Below are 25,249 nucleotides of genomic sequence, written 5' to 3' on the forward strand. Positions count from 1 at the left end.
GCCTATTCCACGTAGTAGCCCGAATAGGAGGAGTAGCCAAACAGCTTGGCGCGCTCCTGCTGGTTGAGCACCGCGATGATCGGCGTGCCGTCCGGCGCGCTTTCCTGCAAGGCTGCCACGGCGCGTTTGGCGCTCGTCTGCGGCGTCACCGCCCATTTCACCACAAAGGCGATGACGTCGGCGTAACGTGCAAGATAAAGCCCGTCGACGACCGGCTCCACCGGCGGCGTGTCGAGAACCACATAGTCGAAGTTGCGGCGGGCGACCGCGATCATCTTCGCCATTTCGGACCCCATGAACAGCTCGTCGGTCGCAAAGTTGCCGCGCCGTCCGGCGAGCAGGACGGTCAGCCCTGTCGGCACATCGGTCACCGTCAGCTTGGGCAGCGTCGCGGCCGTGTCGGAGCCGCGGAGGAAGTCGACGAAGCCGGTGCTGGGTTCCAGCCCCAGATGGCGGTGCAGGCTCGGCTTGCGCAGGTCGCAGTCGATGATCAGGGTGCGTTTGCCCGAGAGGGCGTAGGTCCGGGCCAGCGACAGGGCGATCGTCGACTTCCCCTCGTTCGGCAAGGCGGAGGAAACCATGATGACGGTGCCGCCGCTGCCCTCTCCGGGGATGCCATGCGTCTTATAGAGATGGCGGTCGATTGCCACCCGGATGCGGCGCACCGATTCCGCAAACATCGATAGCGGTGAGCGGATGACGATGTCGGAAAGGCTTTGTCCGCCATCTTCCTTGCGCGCGGGCTCATCCGTCTCCCTAGGCGTGATCGAGGCCAGAGGAAGGCGCAGGACCGTCGACACCTGGTCCTCGTTGGTGAAGCCGCCGACGAAATGTTCGCGCACGAAGGCAAGCCCCACCCCTAATGCCAGGGCCATGATGGCGGCCAGCGGCAGGATCAGCTGCTTTTTCGGGTAGGACGGTGTGCGCGGCGCAAGCGCCTCTGAGACGACTCGGCTGTCGGCCATCTGCAGCGCCGCCAGCGTGTCGAGCCGTTGCAGGCGCGCGGAAAGGTCGTCGAATTCGCGTCTTGCCCCCTCGGCCGTCTGTCGCAGGCCGTAGATGGCCGAGAGCGTTTCGTCCGGCAGATCGCTCTCCAGAACGGCATTGATCAGGTTGGTACTGACCGATGATTCCTGCTGTTCGAAGTTGCGAACGTCCGAGCGCAGCGAACTGAGTGCCCGGCGCCCCTCTTCTGCAATCGCCTCGTCCAGTCTCTGCAGTTCTTCCCGCAGGTCGAAGGCCGCGGTGGTGTCCGGCGAGGCGGAGCTCAACTGAGCTGAAAGCGCCTCGCGCTGTCGTGCAAGCTCCTGGGCCGCCTGGCTCTCCAGATTCTGCACCAGGGTGGCCAGATCGTTGCGCTTCAGCGTCTCGTCGATCGTCTCGACCCGCGACAGTCCGGCGCGACGTTCCTGCTGAATGCTGGTCAACTGGTCGTAGAGGGTACCGACACTGGAGGAGCCCTGCTCCCTCAGGTCGTTGATGTTGCTGAGGATGAATTCATCCACGTTGCGGGCACTGGCGGCAATGGTGGAGCGGGCGTTGTCGACCTGCTTCTGCAGCGTGTCGCGCGAGGCCACCGTGGCTGCAACCTTCGAATCGACCTGCCGACGGATGTAGGTTTCGGTCAAGGCATTCGCGAGCCGAGCTGCCTTTTCCCGGCTCTTGGAGGTGACGGTCACGCTGATCAGGTAGGTCGGGCCATCCCGGCTGATCGCGATCGCATCGCGAAAGTTGTTGAGCACACCGGCAACCGCCTCGGATGGATCCGGTGGTTCGACCGTCTTCAGCCGAATCATCTGCAGGATCCGGTCCAGCATTCCGACCTTCACCCCGAACTCATCGTCCGCCACGAGGTTCTGGCTGTTGACCACATCGACAAGCACGCCGTTCGATCGCAGGATTGCCACCTCGCTCTCGACGCGCGCATTGTCGGTGCTGCCGTTTTGCGCGGCGGCGTCGGACTCGAGGATGTTTTGAGTAGAGGTATCGACGAACACAAGAGCGGAAGCCGAATACCGCGGCTCCAGGGAATAGGTGACGATGGCGGTGATGGCGGTAAGGCTGATCACCAGGGACAGGATCAGCCAGATCTGGCGGCGCACCATGCCGAGCAGGCTGCGGAGGTCAATTTCGCTTTCCATACTATTCCTCGAGGATCCGTTCAAACTTCTGTCGGCAGGCTATTTATTGATCGGAGCCCTGATAGGTGCAGGAAAACGAGAGTATCTTCATTATTGTCAGCCCCTTATCTATCGCACGGCAAGCTTAACAATCTTGCCTCTTCGGTCAATTCTTACGCATGATAATATTCCGGTTGCAAAGGCGCCGGTGTCGACATTGATTCTGCCGGGCCGGGATTCCACGCTGGGAACCGGCGTATGGCCATGGACCGTGACGAAATCGGGCGAGGGAGGATTGTTGCTGTCGTCCGGCCGGATCCACATCAGGTCCTGGTCCGACTGCTGCCGAAGCGGCACGCCCGAGCGCAAGCCAGCATGAACGAAAACGAACCCCGGGATGGAGACGAGCGAGGGCGCCTGGCGCAGGAAGTCGATGTGTTCCAGGGGGATATGGCTTGCCAGGAGTGCTTTCGCCGACGACCGCTTCGCGGCGGTCTCGTCCAGCCCGTAGGAGCGCAAGGTGTCCTGACCGCCTAACCCGAGCCACATGTGGCCCGCGTCCGGCTCGCTCAGGTAGGACAGCATCAGCTCCTCATGGTTGCCCGCCAAGCAATGCCGTGTGAAGCCAGCCGGCGGCGGCAGAAGAAGGTGATCCAGCACATCGGCGCTCTGTGGGCCGCGGTCCAGATAGTCGCCAAGGAGGACGATCCATTTTTCGCCCGTGATTGCGGCGGCATCTTCGGCGATCCGCGTCTCCATCTTACGCAGCAGCTGGTAGCATCCATGGATGTCGCCGACGGCATAGACCACTTCGGGGGCCTCATCGAAGAAGAGCCGGGGCCGACTTTCCTCGAAGGGACGGGAACGCCAGCGTGCCAAGCTTTCCAGCAATCTGCGGACCATCAGGCGCTCTCCGCGATCCGGCTGCGGCGCGCCAGTGGGCCAAGGCCGGCGGCGAGCACGGCGACGAAGAGGTAGGTGACGCCCTGGATCTCCAGGCTGAAGTCGACGATGGAATGAACGGCTGCCACGACGACGGCACCGAAGGCTGCCACCGTCCCCGGATCCTCCACAAGGCGGCGCCGGAGGATGCCGATGAGCTGGAACAGGCACCAGCCGACCATTACCAGCGGAATGCTGCCAAACAACAGACCGTAGCCTGTCCAGAGCGCCAGATAGGTCGAGTGGGTCTTGTCCCAGACCATGTCGAAGTTGACCGGCGCCTGATGATAGAGCGGATAGGCGTATTCGAAGCTACTGCCGCCGAAGCCGAGAAGCGGCCTGTCGCCGATCATCGACCAGATCTGCCAATAGAGGTCTGCCCGGACGTTTGCCGAGGACTCCACCGAATCCAGGCGCTCCACCAGGCTCCCGCCATAGAGGAAGAGAAGGGCTGCCAGCAGGGCGGCGATAGCGACCGCGCCGATGCAGAGCGCCCCTATGGTGAGATGCCGCTGGCCCTGCCAGGCGCTGAGAAGCAGGACGACGGCGACACCGCAGACGGCCGCTGCAAACCCCATGCGAGATGTGGTGAGGGCAAGGGTGACGCCGATGACGAGGCATCCCGCGACCGTCAGGATGACCCCGTTCTTTCCCTCGATGATTTCGAGCAGCCGGTTCTGGCGCCCCGCCTCCCGTGGCGAAAACAGGGTGTTGCCCAGCAGGCTGGCACCGATCACCGCACCGATGGCTAGAAAGGTGGCATAGGAGTTGCGATTGACGAAGCCGCCGGTGGCCGATCCGCGGTAGGCCCATTTCTGGATGAACAGGATGGCGTCCTCGAACTCGAAGAACAGCAGAAGCCCGAAGGCCGCATGCGCGACGACGATCCAGAACAGCACCTTCAGGAAGGCGGTCGATCGAGAACTGTTGGCGGCGATCTGGAGGCAGAGATAAAACATCAGGCCATAGCTCAGCCAGCGAAGCAGGCCGAGCAGGGTGTCTCCGGGGGTGAGCGAGATCCGCGTGCCCGCGTCGACGCCACCGGGAAGGTAGAGCCAGGATTGGGGGAGAAGGTCTGCAATCGGCAGAAACTGCAACACCATGTAGCCCGCCAGTATCCAGAAGAGCCAGGCAAGGACCGCATAGAGCGATGCCGTTGCCCTCAGGTTTGCTTCTGCAAACCCGAGCCGCGCGAAATAGACCATGCTCCAGGCGAAGAGGCAAAGCGCCGACAGCGCCCAGATCGCCGGTCGGTTGCCGCCCAGTGCGACGGGCGTCAGCAGGACGACGGCGGCAACAACGCCAGCGCTCCAGTTGTTGAGCCGGTAGCGCAAGGTCGAACTGGCAGTTCCCCTCATTCCTTCAATCCCCGTGGCAGTTCTTACCGGACGACGCGCCGCACGTTGTTCAAAAAGGCTCTTTGTCTCTCGGGCGGCATCCTTGAGACGACATTGATGATCCGCTCTCGGAAATCCTCGTCCGAAGCGTAGCGCTCTGCGAGCGTTCGGGTGCCGCGGCGGCTGCTGGCAAGCATCGTCAGGTCTGCCTCGTGATAGGCGAGACTATCGGCGTCGAGCTCAGCAAACATGTCTTCCGCCAGCCGCGCGCGGTTTTCCGCGATCCATTGTTCGTTGGGTCCGGTTTCCCGCGAACGCCTGTAGCTCGCCCGGAAATTGCCTACGTCTCCAAGCCGCGCATGGGCCAGGGCGTTGACGTACCACGCCTGCGAATTCGTCGGCATCACGCCGGCGATCTCGCGGCTGATGTTCTCGCACGTCCGCGCCAGGGCCGATTGCTGGTTCACCCCGCCGGCGCGTGACATGTTGAGGAGGGCGAAGCTGCAGTCGCCGAGCACCAGTTTTCGCGAATAGCTGGAAGGCGCATACTGCATGCTGCCCGAAGCGATGTGGTCGTAAAACCCGGCTTCTGCCCGTTGCGGCTGAAACAGCACCCGGACTTCCTGGAGAAGAAGCGATACGCTGGCAAGCGCTGCAAGGAGGCAGGCAAACGACATAGACAACAGTTTCAGTCGACGCATCCAGCCTCCGTGACCGGCTTCGCTTCTCTCAAGACCTGTCTCAGATCAGCAAAGCTTTTGAATAATGTTTGTCAAGTCAAGACAGTAAGAAGGGGCCCGAGGACCCCTTCTTATCGTCAAACATTCGTATAACCGTCAGATCTGGCCGCGGGCAAGATCTGTTTCCCTTTGTCGCTCCTGCTTGTTGTAGCGAAGCGAGGACCACAGCGAGATGCCGATGAGGGTGGCGCCACCAAGACCGGTGATGACTTCCGGAATATGGTAGAGCGTCTGCACATACATGATCACCGACAGGATCAGGATCGCGTAAAAGGCGCCGTGCTCCAGGTAGCGATAGTGCGTCAGCGTCTCTTTCTCCACCAGCATGATGGTCATCGACCGGACGTACATGGCGCCGATTCCAAGACCGATCGCGATCACGAACAGGTTCTGTGTCAGGGCAAAGGCCCCGATGACGCCGTCGAAGGAGAAGCTGGCGTCGAGAACCTCAAGGTAGATGAAGGCGCCCAGGCCTCCGCGTGCCGCTTCAGTCATGGTTTTCTGAGAGGCATCCAGCAGGCCGCCGACCACTTCCACCGCCAGGAAGGTGAGAAGACCATAGATTGCAGACATCACGAAGGTCGACGCGTCGTCGCCGTCGAGCATTCTGGAGAAGAGCAGAACAAGCAGCAGGACAAAGGCGATCTCGATACCTTTGATCGTCGAGTAGCGTGACATGTGCTTCTCGATGACGGTGATCCAGTGGATGTCCTTCTCGTGGTTGAAGAAATAGGTGAGGCCGACCATCATCAGGAAGGTGCCGCCAAAGGCGGCGATGGGCAGATGCGCATCATTCATGATGCGGGCGTATTCGTCCGGCCGGCTTGCGGCGAGAACGAGGGCATCGACGGGGCCAATTCCCGCGGCAACCACGACGATCAGCAGGGGGAACACGATCCGCATGCCGAAGACGGCAATCAGGATGCCCCAGGTCAGAAAGCGTTGCTGCCAGACGGGGGTCATGTCCTTCAGCTTGTTGGCGTTGACGATGGCATTGTCGAAGGAAAGCGAGATTTCCAGGACGGCCAGCACGGCGCAGATGAAGAAGATCGTCAGCATGCCGCCGATGGTGCCGGTGGACTGCCATCCGAGCAGGGCTCCCAGCAGGAGGCCGACGACGGTCACGATGAACGACCATTTGAAGTAGCCATAGATCGAGGTGTGGGAATGCGGCTGGCTCATGCCTGTGCCTCCCCGGTGAAGGACCGATACGAGAAGAAGGATGCAGCAACGCCGCCATTGGCTGTGCTGCAGAGCAGAGAATTGCTTTTCATGATTTTAAGTCCGCCGGCTTATTGCAGGCGGTACCGACATCGCGAGAGCGCCGTAAAACTCTCGCCAGAGGGGCCCGGCACCATAGTCTGATCCACGCGATTTAAGGCACGGAGACGATGCTGTACTTGTCCATTTCCGGCCGGTCGTCAAGATGGCAGCAGATGCAGGTGGGGCAAGTCATGGCTTTTGAGCGGCGGAATGACATTTGGATGACAGACCGTCCTTGACCTTTGCCCCGCCACGAGTCATTGACGCCTTTACTTGACATGAGCGTTGTGCCGCCTTCGGGCTGGGCACCGCGAAATCGCTCCGGAAGAGAATTACAATGACCAAAGCCACCTCCTCGGCGCCATCCCAGCGCATGCTTCGTGTTGGCGAGCAGGTAAGAGCCGCTATCACGCAGGTGCTGCAGCGCGGCGAGGTTCGCGACGATCTCCTGGAAAAGACGGTCATTTCCGTCTCCGAGGTGCGCATGTCGACGGACCTGAGGGTCGCCACCGCCTATGTTACGCCGCTGGGTATTCCTGATCACAAGGCCGTGATCGCAGCGTTGAACAAAAATGCCAAGTTCATTCGTGGCCGGCTCTCCGGCCAGCTGCGACAGATGAAGTACATGCCAGAGGTTCGCTTCCGCGACGACACCAGCTTCGATAACTACCAGAAGATCGACCAGTTGCTGCGGTCGCCCGAGGTCCGACGCGACCTCGATGGCACGACCTCCGAAGACGAAGAATAAGAAGACAAGATGTCCAAGCCGCGCAAACCCAAGGGCCGCCCCGTCTCGGGATGGCTGATCCTCGACAAGCCCGAAGACTTCGGCTCGACGGAAGCCGTTTCCAAGATCAAGTGGCTGTTCAACGCCCAAAAGTGCGGTCATGCCGGCACGCTCGACCCGCTGGCCTCCGGCATGCTGCCGATTGCGCTCGGCGATGCGACCAAGACCGTTCCCTACGTGATGGACGGCCGCAAGGTCTATGAGTTCGCCGTCAGCTGGGGTGAGGAGCGCACGACGGACGATCTCGAGGGCGAAGCGACGCTCACCTCCGACAAGCGCCCGACCGAAGCGGAGATCAACGCGCTGCTCCCCAATTACACCGGCGCGATCAACCAGGTGCCGCCGCAGTTTTCGGCGATCAAGATTGCCGGCGAGCGCGCCTATGATCTGGCCCGCGACGGCGAGACCGTCGAGATCCCCTCCCGCGAGGTCGAGATCCATCGCATCACGCTGCTGAAGGCGGATACGGACCGTGCCCTGTTCGAGGTCGAATGCGGCAAGGGCACCTATGTCCGTTCGCTGGCGCGCGATTTCGGCCGCGATCTCGGCTGCTACGGCCATGTTTCGCAGCTGCGCCGGACCTTTGTCGCACCCTTTTCGGAAGAGCGCATGGTGCCGCTCGCCGATCTCGTGGCGCTCGAGGAGATCGAGGACCGCGACGAGCGCCTGGCGGCTCTCGACACCTATCTCATCGATACCGCGGAAGCGCTCTCCAGCCTGCCGCATCTTCCCATCACCGACGATCAGGCCCATCGGCTGCGCATGGGCAATCCGATCATCGTGCGCGGGCGTGATGCGCCGCTCGAGGAGGCCGACGCCTATGCGACGGCGCGCGGCCGGCTGATTGCGATCGGCGAGATCGGCCAGGGCGAATTCCGCCCGAAGCGGGTCTTCGGCTGAACTGCCGCTGGCCCCTTCCATTCCGGGGGTTAATGGAGTATAGGCAGCGCCAGCATGGCGTGCCCGGGCCACAAGCCCATGGCATTTCCCTTTGCTTCCACGGCCACGGCTGGACGACATCCCGGCCCTTGGCGACCCTATGATCCTCATTAAGAAAGGACCTTCCGATGTCGATTACTGCTGAGCGCAAGACTGCGCTGATCAAGGAATATGGAACTGTCGAAGGCGACACCGGTTCGCCGGAAGTCCAGGTTGCGATCCTCACCGAGCGCATCAACAACCTGACCGAACACTTCAAGGGCCACAAGAAGGACAACCACTCCCGTCGCGGCCTGCTCGCGATGGTGTCCAGCCGTCGCTCGCTTCTTGACTACCTCAAGAAGAAGGACGAAGGCCGTTACACCAAGCTGATTGGTAGCCTCGGTATTCGCCGCTAACGATTTCTGGCGGGCGCCTCTTCAAAAGGCGCCCGCCTTTCTCGATCTTCGGGAAACCGGAGGGTGGCCCCAGAGGCCACGACTGGCGAGAACCGGATGGGCCGGCTTCGCCAAATCAACCGCTGACCTGCCATGGGGCAGGATTGCCGGATGCTTTCGCCAGGCTCTGCCTGGCGCCGATGATTGGATGCGCCTCGAGCCTCCATCTGCAGAAAGCCTCCCGTTGTCTTGCCCGTGTCGCGTCAACACTGCGCGCCGTGCCGTGTTTGTGGCATCGGCAGCGTCTTAGAGGACAAGATATGTTCAATTCGCATTCCGTTGAAATCGAGTGGGCAGGCCGCCCGCTGAAGCTGGAAACCGGCAAGATCGCCCGTCAGGCTGATGGCGCCGTTCTCGCCACCTACGGCGAAACCGTCGTTCTGGCCACCGTCGTGTCGGCCAAGTCCGCCAAGCCCGGCCAGGATTTCTTCCCGCTGACCGTCAACTACCAGGAAAAGACCTATGCTGCCGGCAAGATCCCGGGCGGCTACTTCAAGCGCGAAGGTCGTCCGTCGGAAAAGGAAACGCTGGTTTCCCGCCTGATCGACCGTCCGATCCGCCCGCTCTTCCCGGACGGCTACAAGAACGAGACCCAGGTCGTCGTCACCGTCGTCCAGCATGACCTCGAGAACGATCCCGACGTCCTGTCGATGGTTGCCGCTTCGGCAGCGCTCACCCTCTCGGGCGTTCCCTTCATGGGCCCGATCGGCGGCGCGCGCGTCGGCTACATCAACGGCGAATATGTTCTGAACCCGCATCTCGACGAGATGGATGAATCGACCCTCGACCTGGTCGTTGCCGGCACTGGCGATGCGGTTTTGATGGTGGAATCGGAAGCCAAGGAACTCAACGAAGACATCATGCTCGGCGCCGTCATGTTCGGCCACCGCGGCTTCCAGCCGGTGATCGACGCGATCATCAAGCTTGCCGAAGTGGCAGCCAAGGAGCCGCGCGAATTCGAACCGGAAGATCATTCCGCGCTCGAAGCAGAAATGCTGCAGCACTTTGAAACCGAACTGCGCGCTGCCTACAAGAACACGCAGAAGGCAGAGCGCTATGCCGCCGTCGACGCCGTCAAGGCGAAGGTCAAGGCTCACTTCTTCCCGGAAGGTGTAGAGCCGAAGTATCCGAGCGAAGTGATCGGCGCCGTCTTCAAGCACCTGCAGGCGAAGATCGTTCGCTGGAACATCCTCGACACCAAGAGCCGCATCGACGGTCGTGACCTCGATACGGTCCGCGCCATCGTCTCGGAAGTCGGCATCCTGCCGCGCACCCACGGTTCGGCCCTCTTTACCCGCGGCGAGACCCAGGCGATCGTCGTCGCCACCCTCGGCACCGGCGAAGACGAGCAGTACGTCGACAGCCTGACCGGCATGTACAAGGAACGCTTCCTTCTGCATTACAACTTCCCTCCCTATTCGGTCGGTGAGACCGGCCGCATGGGCTCCCCGGGTCGCCGCGAAATCGGCCACGGCAAGCTTGCATGGCGCGCCATTCGTCCGATGCTGCCGACGCCGGAGCAGTTCCCCTACACGCTGCGTGTCGTCTCCGAGATCACCGAGTCGAACGGCTCGTCCTCGATGGCCACCGTCTGCGGCACCTCGCTTGCACTGATGGACGCCGGCGTTCCGCTGGCCAAGCCGGTTGCCGGCATTGCCATGGGCCTCATCCTTGAAGGCGAGCGCTTTGCGGTTCTCTCCGACATCCTCGGCGACGAAGATCACCTCGGCGACATGGACTTCAAGGTTGCCGGTACCGCTGACGGCATCACGTCGCTGCAGATGGACATCAAGATCGCCGGTATCACCGAAGAGATCATGAAGGTCGCACTCGGCCAGGCACAGGGCGGCCGCAAGTACATCCTCGATGAAATGGCCAATGCCATCACCGAGAGCCGCGGCCAGCTCGGCGAATTCGCGCCACGCATCGAAGTCATGCAGATCCCGGTCGACAAGATCCGTGAAGTCATCGGATCCGGCGGCAAGGTCATCCGCGAGATCGTCGAGAAGACCGGCGCCAAGATCAACATCGACGACGAGGGCACCATCAAGATCGCCTCCTCCTCGGCCAAGGAGATCGAAGCAGCCCGCAAGTGGATCCACTCGATCGTGGCCGAGCCTGAAGTCGGCGCCATCTATGAAGGCACGGTTGTGAAGACGGCCGACTTCGGCGCCTTCGTCAACTTCTTCGGCGCCCGTGACGGTCTCGTGCACATCTCGCAGCTCGCCTCCGATCGTGTCGCCAAGACCCAGGACGTGGTCAAGGAAGGCCAGAAGGTCTGGGTCAAGCTGATGGGCTTCGACGAGCGCGGCAAGGTTCGCCTGTCCATGAAGGTCGTTGACCAGGCCACCGGCCAGGAAATCAAGAAGGCTGAAGGCGAAGCTGCCGAGTAAGGCGTCTCGTTTCCAACCCTGGAGGCGCGGGAGAATTTCCGCGCCTTTTCTGTATCTATCCATTGAAAGCCAGCCGCGATGAGCCGTGACGCCCTGAAGACCCTGTTCCATCCTTTCGCAACCGGCACGGTTCCCGTGCCGGCCGAAGGCGACCGCGTGTTGTTCCTCGGCGCCGAAGGCGGCCACCCGCTGCCGGAGGGCTTCGCCGGAGCCGTCTCTGCCGTACAGCCCTTCCGGCCGCTGTTTCGGACCCTGGGCGAGGGAGCAGTACCCTTGGCCGAAGGCGAGGGCTACGACATGGCGCTGGTGCTGTGCGGCAAGCACCGCGGCGAGAACGAGGCGCGCGTCGCCGAGGCGCTGCAGCGTGTGGCCGAAGGCGGCATGATCGTCATCGCCGGCGGCAAGGAAGACGGTATCCAGACGCTGCGCACGACGCTGCTGAAACTGGAGATCGATCTCGACTACACGCCGAAATACCACGGTGTCGCGATCTGGTTTGCGCGGCCAAAGCACGTCGAGGCCGCAATGACGGCATTGACGAAGCCGAATGTTCAGATCGAGGGCCGCTTCGAGGCCGCGCCCGGCATGTTCTCGCACGACCGGATCGATCCGGGCTCCGAGCTCCTGGTGAGTCGTCTGCCGACCGATTTCGACGGCAATGCCGCCGATTTCGGCGCCGGCTGGGGTTACCTGTCGGTCGCCTTGGCCAAGGTCTCGCCGCGCGTCAACCGCATCGATCTCTTCGAGGCCGATTACCGGGCGCTGGAGTTCGCCAAGGTCAACATGGCCCGCAATTGCCCGCAGTTGCAGGCCCGCTTCTTCTGGCAGGATCTGAGCAGCGAGCCGCCGAAGGAAAAATACGACCTGGTGATCATGAACCCGCCGTTCCACGAGGCGCAGGCGGCCGATCCGGAACTCGGCAAGGCTATGATCCGGGCGGCAGCCGGGGCCTTGCGCAGCGGTGGCCGGCTGATGCTGGTTGCAAACCGCGGCTTGCCCTATGAGTCCGTCATGGCAGAGGTGTTCAAGGAGAGCGGCGAGCTCTGCCGCAATGCCCGCTTCAAGATCCTGCAGGCACGCAAGTAGACCCGGTGAAAGCTGTCACACGGGTGTAGACGTTCTCTGACAGCATTCTCCCGCAGAAGTGGAAGAGGGTGCGGGAGGACAAGCCCATGAAGTTGAAACAGCTGCGCATCGCGACGTTCAATCTCTACAATCTCAACCAGCCCGGCCTGCCGATCTATACCGGCAAAGGCTGGACCCAGGACCAGTACGACCTGAAGATCGACTGGACGCAGCGGGCGATCCGGCAGCTGCGGGCGGATGTCTTCGGCTTCCAGGAGCTCTGGCACGCGCAGGCGCTGTCGGACGCCCTCGAGGCATCAGGTCTCAAGGCCGACTATGATCTCGTCGTTCCGCCAGATGCCGATGGCGGGCGCATCGTCTGTGCCGCACTTGTCCGCAAGGGGCTGATGTCGGGTCAGCCCGACTGGATCGTGCAGTTCCCCGAGGATTTCGTGCTGCAGAGTTCCGGCGATGACGCGCAGACGCCCGCCATCAGCGTCAGCATCGACAGTTTTTCTCGACCGGTGCTGCATCTAACGATACGGCCGCGCGACGAACACAGCGATGTCCATGTCTACGTCTGCCATTTCAAGTCCAAGGCACCGACGCAGGTCGGCCGGGAAGACTGGTTCAAGGACAATCCGGCCTACAGCAAGCACGCCACGGCGCTGGGCTCGGCAATCTCCACGATCCGGCGCACGGCCGAAGCGGCTGCATTGCGCTTCATGCTGACGGAGCAGATGAAGGGCACGAGAACCGGTGTCATTGTCCTGGGAGACGTCAACGACGGGCAGCTCAGCAATACGGCCAATATCCTGACCGGCCAGCCGCGCTTCCTGGTCGGCGATTCGCTGGGGGGAGGCGATGTTTCCCTCTACACGGCGCAGACGCTGCAGGAGTATCGGAGCACCCGCGACATCTATTACACGCACATCTATCAGGATGCGATGGAATCTCTCGACCACATCTTCGTCAGCGAGGAATTCTACGACAACAGCCGGCGCCGGATCTGGATGTTCGACGGGCTGACGATCAACAACGACCACCTGCACTACGACGACCACAAGGAAAGCGGCACGAACGATCACGGTATCGTCTGTGCTACCTTCAAGTACAAGCCGATCAAGGCAGAGGCCGAGGCGATCGTCGACGACGCACCAAACTGATGGCCGCGGTTACTCGACGTCTGCCTTGCGCAGGCGCTCGAGGATCGGCAGCGAGGTGATGTTGTAGCCGGCGTCGACATAGTGGATCTCGCCGGTGACGCCGCGCGACAGGTCGGAGAGCAGGTAGAGCGCCGATCCGCCGATGTCCTCGATCGTCGCCGTGCGCCGCAGCGGCGCGTTCTGCTTGTTCCAGGAGTACATGGCGCGGGCATCCGAAATGCCGGCGCCGGCAAGCGTCCGGACCGGGCCTGCGGAGATGGCGTTGACGCGAATGTCCTGCGGGCCGTAGTCGGCCGCCAGGTAGCGCACGGAGGATTCCAGCGCTGCCTTGGCAACACCCATGACGTTGTAGTTCGGGATCACCCGGGTCGAGCCGCCATAGGTCAGGGTCAGCATGGCTCCGCCATCGGTCATCAGGCCGGCGGCGCGCTTGGCGATCTCCGTGAAGGAGAAGCACGAGATGACCATGGTCCGCGAAAAGTTCTCGCGGGACGTATCGGCGTAGAGGCCCTTCAGCTCGTTCTTGTCGGAAAAGCCGATGGCATGAACGACGAAGTCGAGCTTGCCCCAGCGCTCCTTGATGGCGTCGAATGCGGCGTCGACGGTGGCCAGGTCTTCCACGTCGCAAGGCAGCAGGAAGTCCGACTGGAGCTCGGCGGCGAGCGGCTTGACCCGCTTGCCCAGGGCTTCGCCCTGATAGGTGAATGCCAGTTCCGCCCCCTGGGCGGCGAGCGCCTTGGAAATACCCCAGGCGATAGAGTGGTTGTTGGCGACCCCCATGATCAGGCCGCGCTTTCCCTGCATGATACCCGTCATCAAATCTTATCCGTTCATGCGCTGGAAGACGAGCGTGGCATTGGTGCCGCCGAAGCCGAAGGAATTGGAGAGTACGGTGTCGATCTTGGCGTCATCGATGCGCTTGCGCACGATCGGCACGCCGTCGAACTCCGGATCCAGCGTCTCGATGTGGGCGCTTTCGCCGATGAACTTTTCCTGCATCATCAGGAGGCCATAGATCGATTCCTGCACCCCGGCGGCGCCGAGCGAATGCCCCGTCAGCGACTTCGTCGACTGGATGTGCGGGATCTTGTCGCCGAACACCTGGCGGATGGCGCCAATTTCCTTGCTGTCGCCGACCGGCGTGGAGGTGCCGTGGGTGTTGATGTAGTCGACGTCGCCCTTCACCGTGGCGAGCGCCTGGCGCATGCAGCGCATGGCACCTTCGCCCGAGGGGGCGACCATGTCGTAGCCGTCGGAGGTGGCGCCATAGCCGACGATCTCGGCGTAGATCTTGGCGCCGCGGGCCTTGGCATGCTCAAGCTCCTCGAGGACGAGCACACCGGCACCGCCGGCGATGACGAAGCCATCGCGCGAGACGTCATAGGCGCGCGATGCGGTCGCGGGCGTGTCATTGTACTTCGAGGACATGGCGCCCATGGCGTCGAACAGGTTCGACATCGTCCAGTCGAGATCCTCATGGCCGCCGGCAAACATCACGTCCTGCTTGCCCCACTGGATCATCTCGGCGGCATTGCCGATGCAATGCGCAGACGTCGAGCAGGCCGACGAGATCGAATAGTTGACGCCGTGGATCTTGAACCAGGTGGCGAGTGTCGCGGACGCCGTGGACGACATGGCCTTCGGCACGGCGAACGGTCCGATGCGCTTCGGGCTGCCGTTCTTGATGGTGATGTCGGCGGCTTCGATGAGGGTGCGGGTGGAGGGGCCGCCCGAGCCCATGATGATGCCGGTGCGCTCGTTCTCGCTGTAGTCCTTCTCCTCCAGTCCCGAATCCGCCAGAGCCTGCTTCATGGCAACGTGGTTCCAGGCTCCGCCTTGGCTCAGGAAGCGCATGGCGCGCCGGTCGACGAGATCCGTCGGGTCGAGGTCAGGCTTGCCCCAGACCTGGCAGCGGAACCCGTGCTCGGCGAAATCCGGCGCAAAGGAGATGCCGGACTTTGCCTGGCGAAGAGATTCGGTGACTTCGGAGGCGTCGTTTCCAATGGAGGACACGATGCCAAGACCCGTGACTACAACCCGTCTCATCTTATGGACCTTTTCTGCTTGCTAGAACCATGGCGCAGGGACGCTCAGGCGTCTTTGTCTTTTGACAGACCGACGCGCAGGTCGGATGCTTGATAGATCGTTTCTCCGTCCGCCTTCAGCCAGCCGTCCGCGGTGCCGAGCACCAGGCGGCCGCGCATGACGCGCTTGAAGTCGATGCCGTATTCCAAAAGCTTGGTCTCGGGGCGAACCATGCCCTTGAACTTCACTTCTCCGGTGGAAAGCGCCATGCCGCGGCCCGGCTCGCCGAGCCAGCCAAGGAAGAAGCCGGTCAGCTGCCACATGCCGTCGAGGCCGAGGCAGCCGGGCATGATCGGATTGCCCTGGAAATGGCAGGGGAAATACCAGTCGTCCGGACGAACGTCGTATTCGGCGCGGATATAGCCCTTGTCGAAAGCACCACCGGTCTCGGAAATATCTGTGATGCGGTGGACCATCAGCATCGGCGGCAGCGGAAGCTGCGCATTGCCTTGACCGAACAGCTCGCCGCGTCCGCAGGCAAGGATCTCTTCGTAGCTGAAGCTCGACTGTCTCTCTGTCATGTAAATCAGGTCCCCCTCATGCCGATGTGCGACCTTTATTGCAAAATCGGCAGAAATTGAAGCACAACGATCGTTCCGCGGCCAACGGTTCTCGCAGGGATGCGAGCGCGACAGGCCGCGATCTTTCGTTCGCATATAGGAAGCCTGCAGGCCAAACCAGAGGCTCCGCGTCAATTATGCATTTTTTGCTGCCCTCGCAGGCTATTGAAAGCTGCGCCCGCAAAAGTTATATCCGCTAGTCAAGATAGCGTATGGCGGACAGACGTGGGGCATAACGGCAAGATGGCAGATGCCATGATCAGCATCGAGACGAGATTGCGCGACTGCGGCCTGCGGCCGACCCGTCAGCGCGTGGCGCTTGCCGATCTTCTCTTCGCCAAGGGCGACCGTCATCTGACCGTGGAGGAACTGCACGACGAGGCCATCGGTGCCGATGTCCCCGTATCGCTTGCCACCGTCTACAACACGCTGCACCAGTTCACGGAGGCCGGCCTGATCCGCGTTCTCGCCGTGGAAGGCGCACGCACCTATTTCGACACCAATGTCTCCGACCACCATCACTTCTTTGTCGAAGGCCGAAACGAGGTGCTCGACATCCCGGTCAACAATATCGAGATCGGCAATCTGCCGGACGCGCCGGAGGGGATGGAAATCGCCCACGTGGATGTCGTGATCCGGTTGCGCGAAAAGAAGGCCTGAAGCGGCCTTCATCGTTTCTTCAAGGCATCGTCGGGATCCCGACCGGGCCGCGGCCTATAGCGCGGGATCGTCCATCCGTAGTGGATCGCGCCACCGCGCAGGGCAAGCGCCACGGCAAACCCTACCGCAGAACTGACATGGGCGGGAAGCCCCAGCGCATCGGCCGCCGTGAAGGCGCCGGCGCCGGCAAGCGCCGCCGAGATGTAGATTTCGGGCCGCAGCAGCACAGAAGGCTCTTCGGCCAGAAGATCGCGCAGCACACCCCCGCAGGTGGCCGTCAGCGTTCCCGTGACCATGGCGATTGTCGGCGATCCGGTGGCGGCCAGGCCGAGTGCTGCACCCATCACGCAATAGGCGGCCAGTCCTATCGCATCCAGCCAGATCAGCAGCCGGTATCTCCATTCGATCAGATGTGCGGTGAAGAATACCACCACGGCCGTCGCGACGCAGACGACGATATAGTCAGGCTCGGCGACCCAGAAGACAGGCCCCTGGCCAAGCAGCAGGTCCCGCAGCGTCCCGCCACCGACGCCGGTGACGGCGGCGAGAAACAGGAAGCCGATGAGGTCTAGTTGCTTGCGCGACGCGGCCAGCGCGCCGGTCGCCGCAAACACGACGACGCCTGCGTAGTTGAGGACAGTCAGCACTTCCACCTCCGAACGGCTTCAGGCCACCAGCGTCGCGCAAGTGCGGGGTGCTAGCCTGCAGATTAGAATTTGCCTTCTTACGCGTGCTGTCGACTGAGGCGAAGAGGGTCAAGGAGCTGTCGCCATGAAAAAATACCTGCTGATCGCCGCCCAAATCCTCATTCTGGCCCTGCTGCCTGCCGCCGCATCGGCCCAGCAGGAGCTGCTGAACGATCCGGAGATCTACGAGAAGGATCATTTCCGCAAGCAATGCACGACCGCGCAGTTCGGCAGCGGCTTCCTCACCCGCCTCGACATCAACAATGACGGAATCGTCGATGCCTTGACCAACCATGGCGAACTCACCTGCAACGGCGTGCGCGGCAAGGACTGCAACGAGGACGGCTGCCCCTACAATTTCTACCTGCGGGTCAAGGAGGGCGGCTACTTCATGATCGCCACCGCCCGCATCTATGGCTACGACTTCATCAAGCGCTTCGGCAACATGGTTTTCGTGCTGAAGATGCACCCGCGCTTCTGCGAGCGGACCGACGAGAAGCCATGCGAGACGACGGTGCGCGTGCGCGGCGGGCGTTTCGTTACCATCTCCTCGAAATAGTCAATCGACCGGAAAAACGGTGTCGATCCGGCCGGTGAGATAATAGGCGACGAGGCCGATCCATTCGCGCACCGCCGTCGAGGTGATCTGTGCATTGGACGTCGGTTGGCTGAAATCGACGCCGAGGCTGAGGATGCCGCTCGTCCGGTAATCGACCGGCCAGGGGGTGACCGGAATGCCGGCCTTCCGAAACAGCCCCATCGAACGCGGCATGTGAAAGGCGGAGGTGACGAGCAGGCAGTCGGTCAGGCCTTCGCGGGCCAGAACATCCTTCGTCTGGAGCGAGTTCTCATAGGTCGTACGGGAGGCGTTCTCCTTCACAAGCCGCTCGGGAGAAACGCCGAAGGCGGTGAAAAATCGTTCCGACGCCACGGCCTCGCCTTCGTAGTCGCCGGTGATCGAGCCGTCGCCGCCGGAGACGACGATGCGGGCGTTCGGATGCCGGATCGCCAGGCGGAGGGTTTCGAGAAACCGCTCGCCGGCCTGGTTGAGCTCGATGCCGCCGCGGCTCGTTGTCACCTCGTTTTCCAAAGCACCGCCGAGCACGATGATGCAGGAGATCTCGCCGGGATCATTGGCAGGCTTGGCGAACCGCGCTTCCAGCACCTGCAGCGCCACGCCGCCTGCCGTCGTATAGAGCACGACGAAGAGGAGCAGGGCCGCAAGACCGGAGAAAGCCGCGCCGGTGCGGCGCCAGCCAGAAAAGGCGACGAGTGCCCCAAGCACGCAGAGCAGGAAGGCGAGCGAGAGCGGCTGTGCCGCCAGCCAGAAGATCTTTGAGAGAAGGAACATGCCGCACCCTGTCGCAACAATCCGCGGCGCCTGTCAACGCCGGCGTGGCGCGCCCGTATCGATCCGTTGCTGGAAATGCAGATGCAGCGGGCGCGGCAGGAAGACCGTGGCAACCGCAACGCCGACGATCGACAGCGCCACCACCCAGAGCGCGTCCCTGCCGAGCGCGTTCGTCAGGAAGGCGCCGGTCACCGCCCCGCAGGCCATGCCGGTCCAGGGCACCGTCTGGATCACCCAGCCCGTCGGGTTGCGGTCGCCCATGAACCACCGCCCGATGCCGCGACCGAAGCGCGACAGCGCGCCGGTGATGTAGGTGAGGCCGATCGGCAGCCCCTCGATATGCTCGACAGTGGCGTTGATCATCCCCATGGCGAGGACGATGAGATAGAATTGCACGCGGGGATATCCCTCGCCCGGCACCAGCGCGGCCAGGGCGATGGTCAGGGCGACACCGGTCAGGACCACGAATGTCCGGCGGCTGGAGAGTGTATAGGCCAGGATGATGCCCAGTGCATTGCCGATGACGAAGACCCAGAGCGCGAGGAACAGGATCAGCGCATGGCCATAGTCGCCTTCCGCGAAGAACAGCGCCGCCCGCGTGGTATTGCCGGTCATGAAGGACACGAAGTCGCCGGAAAGCAGCAGTCCGACAGCATCGGTCATGCCGGCGACGAAGGAAATGGCCGCGACCAGGACGAGCCCCGTCACGGTGCGCCGCCTGCGAACCAGGTGTCGTCGTCTGGCAAGGGTCATGCGTTGTCGTCCCCCCGGGTACGGCAACGCAGAATTCGGTTGCCGCCCGAGCCACTCTAGACAGGGATCAGCCTGGTTTGAAAGCCATTCCAAGGTATGACGTCTTGTCGCGGGCCGGGCGGTGCAATCAGCGCCTGGAAAGCCAGTCACTCATGCCCTTGCCCGCAGCCTGTCCGGTCGCAAGGCAGGCGGTAAGCAGATAGCCGCCGGTCGGCGCCTCCCAGTCGATCATCTCGCCGGCGACGAAGACACCCGGCATGCGCGTCAGCATGAAACGGGCGTCGATCTCCGGCCACGCGATGCCGCCGGCCGACGAGATGGCCTCCGCGATCGGCCGCGGCCGCAGGAGCGGGATCGGCAGGGACTTGATCGTCTTTGCCAGCGCGTCCCACGTCATGCGCGGGGCCTCCGGCAGCAGTTCCCGCAGCAGTGCGGCCTTGACGCCCTCAAGTCCCGCACCCTTGCGCAGCCGGTTGGAGAAGCTCGTCTTGCTGCCCTGGCGGGCCAGGTCTCGCGCGAGCCTCTCCTCGCTGCGGCCGGGGGTAAGGTCGACCAGGAGTGCTGCCTGTCCATGACGGGAAAGCTCCTCCCGCAGCGCCGCCGAATGGGCATAGACGAGGCTTCCCTCGATCCCGTGCTGCGAGATGACGAATTCACCCTGAAAGATGCCGGCCGGGGAGCCGGTGACAACAGACTTCAGCGGCGCGCCTGCAAACCGCTCGCGAAAGCTGTCGCTCCAGGCGACGTCGAAGCCGCAGTTGGCGGGTCTGAACGGGTTGATCTCGACGCCCTTGTCGTGGAGCCACGGCACCCAGGCGGCGTCGGAGCCAAGCCGCGGCCAGCTGGCGCCGCCCAGCGCCAGCAGCGTCGCATCCGGACGGATGACGAGACGGCCTTCCGGGGCATCGAACGCGAGGCCGTCGTCCTCGAAGCCTGTCCATCGGTGACGCTTCAGGAGCTGGACACCCATGCTCTCGAGCCGGCCAAGCCAGGCACGCAGGAGCGGCGAGGCCTTCATGGCGGTTGGAAAGACGCGGCCGGAGGAGCCCACGAAGGTTTCGGTCCCGAGTTCTGCGGTCCACGCTCGGACGTGGTCCGGTGTGAAGGCATCGAGCACCGGCCCCAGCCGTTTGGACGCAGCGAAGAAACGGGTGCGGAAGGTGTCGAAATCTTCGGAATGGGTAATGTTGAGTCCGGACTTGCCGGCGAGCAGGAACTTGCGGCCGAGCGTCGGCATCGCCTCGTAGACGCTTACGGCATGACCTGCCGCGGCAAGCACTTCGGCGGCCATCAGTCCTGCCGGTCCGCCGCCAATGATCGCGATCCTGTTTCCACTCATGTCCAAACCCTTCGTCGCGCCTGCCTATCACGGGCCGCGGGACGATGGCAGGTGGTTTTGTCGGCAAGGGGAAGGGGAGAGGGGGCAGGTAATGGGCAGTAGGCAGTAGGAGGAAGGGCCGGCACCTTGGTGATGCCGGCCCAGGTGGTTTCTTATTCGGCCGCCTGGCTCTGCGCCGCGTTTTCACGCGGCAGCTTGCCCATCAGCACCTCTTCGGCGGACGCCTTGTGGTTCTTCACCGAGCTCGTCCACTGGCCCCAGATCGACGGATCGATCGTGTCGCCGTTGCTGCCGAGGTTCTGCAGGCGGCGCTGGTCTTCCTCGGTCAACACCTGCTTCGACAATGGGCCGAGTTTCGCCACGTCGGCGGCGGAGATGCCGAGCTTCTCGCCAACGCGCCGGCCGTAGTCGTCATGGACCAGGAAGAAGTGCCAGACCATGCGTTCCTGCACGTCGCGCTCGCACTGGCCGAGCAGATCGCCCATGTTGAAGATCAGGTCGTCGCGTTCCCAGTCCATCATCGTGCAGAAGCGGCCGCGCGCCTGCACATAGTCGTTGCGCCGCTCGATGACGCTGCGGGTCAGCTGCCCCTTGATCTCCGGCGGATTGTTGGGCTGTTCGACCGGGCTTTCCTGGAGGCCGTCATGGATCGACGGCTCGTAGTTCACATGCGGGTTCTGACCCGGCGCAAGATCACGCTGAAAGCTCATCTGGCCGCCCGAGAGATTGGTCGAGACCTTGGCGCTCTTCGGCTGATTGACCGGCAGCTGCAGATAGTTGGTGCCGACGCGGTAGCGCTGCGTGTCGGAGTAGGAGAACGTCCGACCGACCAGCATCTTGTCGTCGGAGAAGTCGAGGCCGTCGACGAGGACGCCCGTGCCCATGGCGATCTGCTCGTTCTCGTTGAAGAAATCCTCGACGTTGCGGTTCAGCGTCATCGTCCCGACGTGGCGCAGCGGAAAATCCTTCTCCGGCCAGATCTTCGTGTCGTCGAGGGGATCCCACTCGAGCTCGGGATGATCGTGATCCTCCATGATCTGCACGAACATGTCCCACTGCGGATATTCGCCGCGCTCGATGGCGGTGAAGAGGTCCTTGGAGGCCGAGCCGAAGTCCTGGCCCTGTACCTTGGCGGCTTCCTCGGCCGTCAGGCTGGCGAGCCCGGCGCGCGGGTGGAAGTGATACTTCACCAGGAAGGTGTCGCCCTTCTCGTTGACCATCTTGTAGGTGTTGACGCCGAAGCCTTCCATGTGCCGGTAGCTCGCCGGAATGCCGCGCGGCGAAAACAGATGCGTCAGCATGTGCATGGATTCGGGCGTCTGGCTCATGAAGTCGAAGATCCGGTTCGGCTCCTGGCGGAAGGTGACCGGATCGGGCTTCAGCGAGTGGATGACGTCGGGGAACTTGATGGCGTCGCGAATGAAGAAGACGGCGAGATTGTTGCCGACGAGATCCCAGTTGCCGTCTTCGGTATAGAACTTCACGGCAAAGCCGCGCGGGTCGCGGGCGGTCTCCGACGAATCGCGGCCGCCGATGACGGTCGAGAAGCGGATTGCGAGCGGCGTCTTCTTGCCCGCCTGCTGGAAGAGCTTCGCGCGCGTGTAGGTGGAGGCCGGCTCGTCGCCGATCTTGCCGGTGACCTCCAGCTCGCCGTAACAGACGAAGCCGCGGGCATGCACCACACGCTCAGGAATGCGCTCGCGGTCGAAATGGGTGATCTTCTCCAGGAACTGGTAGTTCTCCAGCGTCGCCGGTCCGCGCGACCCCACGGTGCGCTGGGACTGGTTGTTGCTGACCGGATGGCCCTGGCGGTTGGTCAGGACCCGGTCCTCGGTGCCGGGGCGCATGTCGCTGCCGCCCTGAGACATGTTGTTCTTGTCCATCGTGTTCGCTCCTAGATCTCGGATTGGCCGTGGCTTGGGGCGAGCGCGTCGCACGCACCCCGTCGGGAGAGAAACCAGTGGGATCGCGAACAGTTCCAGGAACTGCGCCCTTTGACAATCGCATGGACGCTTCGTAGTTGTGCTGACGGAAAAGACGGGATGCGGGACCTTGCACGGTCTGTCGCGCCGGTTGCCGATGGAGCTGGAATGGCGGATCTGCAGGGCGTAGTCGACGAGATTTACGAAGCGCTGACCCCGCGGCTGGGCGAGGGCAGGGTTGCCGACTACATCCCGCAGCTGGCGCATGTCGACCCGCGAAAACTTGGCCTCGCCGTCGTCGATGTCGACGGCTCCGTCTACAAGGCGGGGGACTGCGATGAGGCCTTTTCCATCCAGAGCGTGTCCAAGGTGTTCACGCTGACGTTGGCGCTCGGAAAACACGGCGAAAATGTCTGGCGGCGCGTCGGCCGCGAGCCTTCTGGCTCCTCCTTCAACTCGATCGTTCAGCTGGAGAACGAGGAGGGCAAGCCGCGCAATCCCTTCATCAACGCCGGCGCCATCGCCATCAGCGACCTGGTGCTGGCTGGCCATACGCCGCGCGAAGCAATCGGCGAGATCGTCCGCTTCGTGCAGTATCTCGCCAATGACGAACAGATCGCGATCGATCCGGCTGTGGCCAAATCCGAGCTTGCCACCGGCTACCGCAACATAGCGCTTGCCAACTTCATGCGCAGCTTCGGCAGGCTCGATCACCCGGTGGACCATGTGGTTGGGGTCTATTTCCACCACTGCGCGCTGGCGATGACCTGCACGCAGCTCGCCCATGCCGGCCTCTTCCTCGCCGCTGCCGGGCGCAATCCGCTGACCGGCCACACGGTGGTGTCGCGAGAGCGGGCGCGGCGCATCAACGCGCTGATGCTGACCTGCGGCCACTACGATGGCTCGGGCGATTTCGCCTATCGCGTCGGTCTGCCGGGCAAGAGCGGTGTCGGCGGCGGCATCCTGGCCGTGGCGCCGGGCAAGGCCTCGATGGCCGTCTGGTCCCCGGGGCTGAACCACAACGGCAACTCGCTGCTCGGCTCCCTGGCACTGGAGATGCTGGCGCATCGCACCGGCTGGTCCGTGTTCGGCCCCTGACCCTGTCGGCGCACAAAAAAAAGGGAGCGCGACCGAAGCCGCGCCCCCTTTCCGTCCTGGGAGGACTATCTCAGTCTTCGTTCGCTGCCATCTGCGACAGAACCTCGCCGCGGCCGCGGGCGCGCATGATCAGCGGCACGATGAAGGCAAGGGCCGCAACGACGAAGAGCACGACGGCAATCGGCGATGTGAAGAGGTAGGTGACGTCACCCTGGCTGATGGCCAGCGCCCGGCGGAGCTGCTGTTCGGCCAGCGGCCCGAGGATCAGCCCGACGACGACCGGCGCGATCGGATAGCCGAACACCCGCATGACGTAGCCGAGCAGGCCGAAGGCCAGCAGCATGCCGAGCTCGAAGACCGAAGGATTGGCGCCGATGGTGCCGAGCGTCGCAAACACGAGGATGCCGGAATAGAGCCAGGGCTTCGGGATCGTCAGGAGCTTCACCCAGAGGCCGATCAGCGGCAGGTTCAGGATCAGCAGCATGCCGTTGGCGATCAGAAGCGAGGCGATCAGGCCCCAGACCAGCTGCGGGTTGGTGGCAAACAGCAGCGGACCGGGCTGCAGGCCGTACTGCTGGAAACCGGCGAGCATGATCGCGGCGGTCGCCGTCGTCGGCAGGCCAAGCGTTAGGAGCGGAACGAGCGTGCCTGCGGCCGACGCGTTGTTGGCCGCTTCCGGGCCGGCAACGCCTTCGATGGCGCCATGGCCGAACTCTTCCGGATGCTTGGTTAGCCGTTGCTCCGCCGCATAGGAGAGGAAGGTGCCGATTTCGGCGCCGCCGGCTGGCATGGCGCCGATCGGGAACCCGATGAAGGTACCGCGCAGCCAGGGCTTCCAGGAACGGGCCCAGTCCTCACGGTTCATCCACACCGATCCCTTGACCGCCTGGACGATCTCCGGACCGCGAAAGCCCTGCGCCGCGATGAACAGCGTTTCGCCAATCGCGAACATGGCAACGGCCATGGTCGTCACCTCGATGCCGTCGAGCAGGTCGGGGACACCGAAGGAAAGCCGGGCCTGGCCGGTCAGCTGGTCGATGCCGACGACGGAAAAAGCAAGGCCCACGAAGAGAGCCGTCAGTCCCCGTAGCGTCGAATCCCCGAATGCCGAGGAGACCGTCACGAAGGCCAGCAACATCAGCGCAAAATACTCGCGCGGGCCGAACTGGATGGCAAACTTCACCACGAAAGGGGCGAGGAAGGCGAGGAGCAGTGTGGCGATGAGACCAGCCACGAAGGAGCCGATCGCCGATGTCGCCAGTGCCGGCCCGCCGCGCCCGGCACGCGCCATCTTGTTGCCCTCCAGGGCGGTCACGATGGAGGCGCTCTCGCCCGGCGTGTTGAGCAGGATCGAGGTCGTCGAGCCGCCGTACATGCCGCCGTAGTAGATGCCGGCGAACATGATCAGCGAGCCTGTGGGGTCGAGGCGATAGGTGACCGGCAAAAGCAGGGCCACCGTCAGCGCCGGGCCGATGCCGGGCAGGACGCCGACGGCCGTGCCAAGCGTCACCCCGATCAGGGCATAGACCAGGTTCATCGGCTGCGATGCCGAAACCAGTCCCTGGAGAAGGAATTCAAAGGTGCTCATAGCGGACTTTCGTGGCGT

General features: G+C 63.1%; 23 protein-coding genes. 9 read left to right on the forward strand and 14 right to left on the reverse strand.

Translation table 11 applies throughout. The annotated features are described in order from the left end of the window. Window positions 1–2 precede the first annotated feature (2 nt). The 5 genes from M1E10_RS08540 to M1E10_RS08560 form a co-directional block, all read right to left on the reverse strand. Window positions 3–2,141, reverse strand: coding sequence for a GumC family protein (locus M1E10_RS08540; protein ID WP_499175929.1), 2,139 nt, complete (start codon window positions 2,139–2,141; stop codon window positions 3–5). Between the two features lie 108 nt (window positions 2,142–2,249). After that, window positions 2,250–3,023 carry a metallophosphoesterase family protein gene (locus tag M1E10_RS08545; protein ID WP_499175930.1) on the reverse strand — a complete coding sequence of 258 codons (774 nt, stop codon included), beginning with the start codon at window positions 3,021–3,023 and terminating at the stop codon, window positions 2,250–2,252. Further along, the gene (locus M1E10_RS08550; RefSeq protein WP_499175931.1) at window positions 3,023–4,420 is read right to left on the reverse strand and encodes an O-antigen ligase family protein; all 1,398 of its coding nucleotides are present in this window, start codon (window positions 4,418–4,420) and stop codon (window positions 3,023–3,025) included. The genes M1E10_RS08545 and M1E10_RS08550 overlap by 1 nt, the downstream gene beginning before the upstream one ends. A gap of 23 nt (window positions 4,421–4,443) precedes the next feature. Next, window positions 4,444–5,100 (reverse strand): hypothetical protein, encoded by a 657-nt coding sequence (locus M1E10_RS08555; RefSeq protein ID WP_499175932.1) that lies wholly within the window; start codon window positions 5,098–5,100, stop codon window positions 4,444–4,446. A 135-nt stretch (window positions 5,101–5,235) separates the two neighbouring features. Then, window positions 5,236–6,321 (reverse strand): DUF475 domain-containing protein, encoded by a 1,086-nt coding sequence (locus M1E10_RS08560; protein ID WP_499175933.1) that lies wholly within the window; start codon window positions 6,319–6,321, stop codon window positions 5,236–5,238. Between the two features lie 418 nt (window positions 6,322–6,739). Between M1E10_RS08560 and rbfA the strand changes: the two genes are divergently transcribed. From rbfA to M1E10_RS08590, 6 genes are all read left to right on the forward strand, one after another. After that, entirely contained in the window at window positions 6,740–7,150 is a 411-nt protein-coding gene (gene rbfA, locus M1E10_RS08565; protein ID WP_499175934.1) for a ribosome-binding factor A, read from the forward strand. A 9-nt stretch (window positions 7,151–7,159) separates the two neighbouring features. Further along, window positions 7,160–8,089 (forward strand): tRNA pseudouridine synthase B, encoded by a 930-nt coding sequence (gene truB / locus M1E10_RS08570; protein ID WP_499175935.1) that lies wholly within the window; start codon window positions 7,160–7,162, stop codon window positions 8,087–8,089. Window positions 8,090–8,256: 167 nt separating this feature from the next. Beyond that, window positions 8,257–8,526: a 30S ribosomal protein S15 gene (rpsO, locus tag M1E10_RS08575; RefSeq protein ID WP_029618953.1), complete on the forward strand. Its 270-nt coding sequence runs from the start codon at window positions 8,257–8,259 to the stop codon at window positions 8,524–8,526. A gap of 299 nt (window positions 8,527–8,825) precedes the next feature. Next, entirely contained in the window at window positions 8,826–10,958 is a 2,133-nt protein-coding gene (gene pnp / locus M1E10_RS08580) for a polyribonucleotide nucleotidyltransferase (protein WP_499175936.1), read from the forward strand. Between the two features lie 78 nt (window positions 10,959–11,036). Beyond that, window positions 11,037–12,044: a class I SAM-dependent methyltransferase gene (locus M1E10_RS08585; protein ID WP_499175937.1), complete on the forward strand. Its 1,008-nt coding sequence runs from the start codon at window positions 11,037–11,039 to the stop codon at window positions 12,042–12,044. 86 nt (window positions 12,045–12,130) lie between these two features. Next, window positions 12,131–13,189 (forward strand): endonuclease/exonuclease/phosphatase family protein, encoded by a 1,059-nt coding sequence (locus M1E10_RS08590; RefSeq protein WP_499175938.1) that lies wholly within the window; start codon window positions 12,131–12,133, stop codon window positions 13,187–13,189. 9 nt (window positions 13,190–13,198) lie between these two features. Here the strand turns inward: M1E10_RS08590 and fabI are convergent, their stop codons facing one another. The 3 genes from fabI to fabA are packed head-to-tail and all read right to left on the reverse strand — an operon-like array spanning window position 13,199 to window position 15,795. Continuing rightward, complete coding sequence (gene fabI / locus M1E10_RS08595; protein WP_499175939.1) at window positions 13,199–14,005, reverse strand: enoyl-ACP reductase; 807 nt, start codon at window positions 14,003–14,005, stop codon at window positions 13,199–13,201. Between the two features lie 6 nt (window positions 14,006–14,011). Continuing rightward, window positions 14,012–15,235: a beta-ketoacyl-ACP synthase I gene (gene fabB / locus M1E10_RS08600; RefSeq protein ID WP_499175940.1), complete on the reverse strand. Its 1,224-nt coding sequence runs from the start codon at window positions 15,233–15,235 to the stop codon at window positions 14,012–14,014. 44 nt (window positions 15,236–15,279) lie between these two features. Beyond that, entirely contained in the window at window positions 15,280–15,795 is a 516-nt protein-coding gene (gene fabA / locus M1E10_RS08605; protein ID WP_029618959.1) for a 3-hydroxyacyl-[acyl-carrier-protein] dehydratase FabA, read from the reverse strand. Between the two features lie 282 nt (window positions 15,796–16,077). Between fabA and irrA the strand changes: the two genes are divergently transcribed. Continuing rightward, the gene (gene irrA, locus M1E10_RS08610; protein ID WP_499175941.1) at window positions 16,078–16,494 is read left to right on the forward strand and encodes a Fur family transcriptional regulator; all 417 of its coding nucleotides are present in this window, start codon (window positions 16,078–16,080) and stop codon (window positions 16,492–16,494) included. An 8-nt stretch (window positions 16,495–16,502) separates the two neighbouring features. On the opposite strand, the gene M1E10_RS08615 is transcribed toward irrA, so the two are convergent. Further along, a complete protein-coding gene (locus tag M1E10_RS08615; RefSeq protein ID WP_499175942.1) occupies window positions 16,503–17,147 on the reverse strand; it encodes a trimeric intracellular cation channel family protein in 645 nt (214 codons plus the stop codon). 118 nt (window positions 17,148–17,265) lie between these two features. On the opposite strand from M1E10_RS08615, the gene M1E10_RS08620 reads away from it, so the two are divergent. Continuing rightward, the gene (locus M1E10_RS08620; RefSeq protein ID WP_499175943.1) at window positions 17,266–17,739 is read left to right on the forward strand and encodes a hypothetical protein; all 474 of its coding nucleotides are present in this window, start codon (window positions 17,266–17,268) and stop codon (window positions 17,737–17,739) included. Here the strand turns inward: M1E10_RS08620 and M1E10_RS08625 are convergent, their stop codons facing one another. The 4 genes from M1E10_RS08625 to M1E10_RS08640 form a co-directional block, all read right to left on the reverse strand. After that, the gene (locus tag M1E10_RS08625; protein WP_499175944.1) at window positions 17,740–18,531 is read right to left on the reverse strand and encodes a YdcF family protein; all 792 of its coding nucleotides are present in this window, start codon (window positions 18,529–18,531) and stop codon (window positions 17,740–17,742) included. Window positions 18,532–18,564: 33 nt separating this feature from the next. Further along, window positions 18,565–19,284, reverse strand: coding sequence for a YoaK family protein (locus tag M1E10_RS08630; protein WP_499175945.1), 720 nt, complete (start codon window positions 19,282–19,284; stop codon window positions 18,565–18,567). Window positions 19,285–19,411: 127 nt separating this feature from the next. Continuing rightward, on the reverse strand, window positions 19,412–20,623 hold the full coding sequence (locus tag M1E10_RS08635) for a Rossmann-fold NAD(P)-binding domain-containing protein (protein ID WP_499175946.1): 1,212 nt from the start codon (window positions 20,621–20,623) through the stop codon (window positions 19,412–19,414). Window positions 20,624–20,775: 152 nt separating this feature from the next. Continuing rightward, complete coding sequence (locus M1E10_RS08640) at window positions 20,776–22,506, reverse strand: catalase (protein ID WP_499175947.1); 1,731 nt, start codon at window positions 22,504–22,506, stop codon at window positions 20,776–20,778. Window positions 22,507–22,713: 207 nt separating this feature from the next. Between M1E10_RS08640 and M1E10_RS08645 the strand changes: the two genes are divergently transcribed. After that, window positions 22,714–23,643: a glutaminase gene (locus M1E10_RS08645; RefSeq protein WP_499175948.1), complete on the forward strand. Its 930-nt coding sequence runs from the start codon at window positions 22,714–22,716 to the stop codon at window positions 23,641–23,643. Window positions 23,644–23,713: 70 nt separating this feature from the next. Here the strand turns inward: M1E10_RS08645 and M1E10_RS08650 are convergent, their stop codons facing one another. Then, window positions 23,714–25,231, reverse strand: coding sequence for a tripartite tricarboxylate transporter permease (locus M1E10_RS08650; protein ID WP_499175949.1), 1,518 nt, complete (start codon window positions 25,229–25,231; stop codon window positions 23,714–23,716). Window positions 25,232–25,249: the final 18 nt, after the last annotated feature.

The organism is Rhizobium sp. PK7-22, from assembly GCF_056530405.1.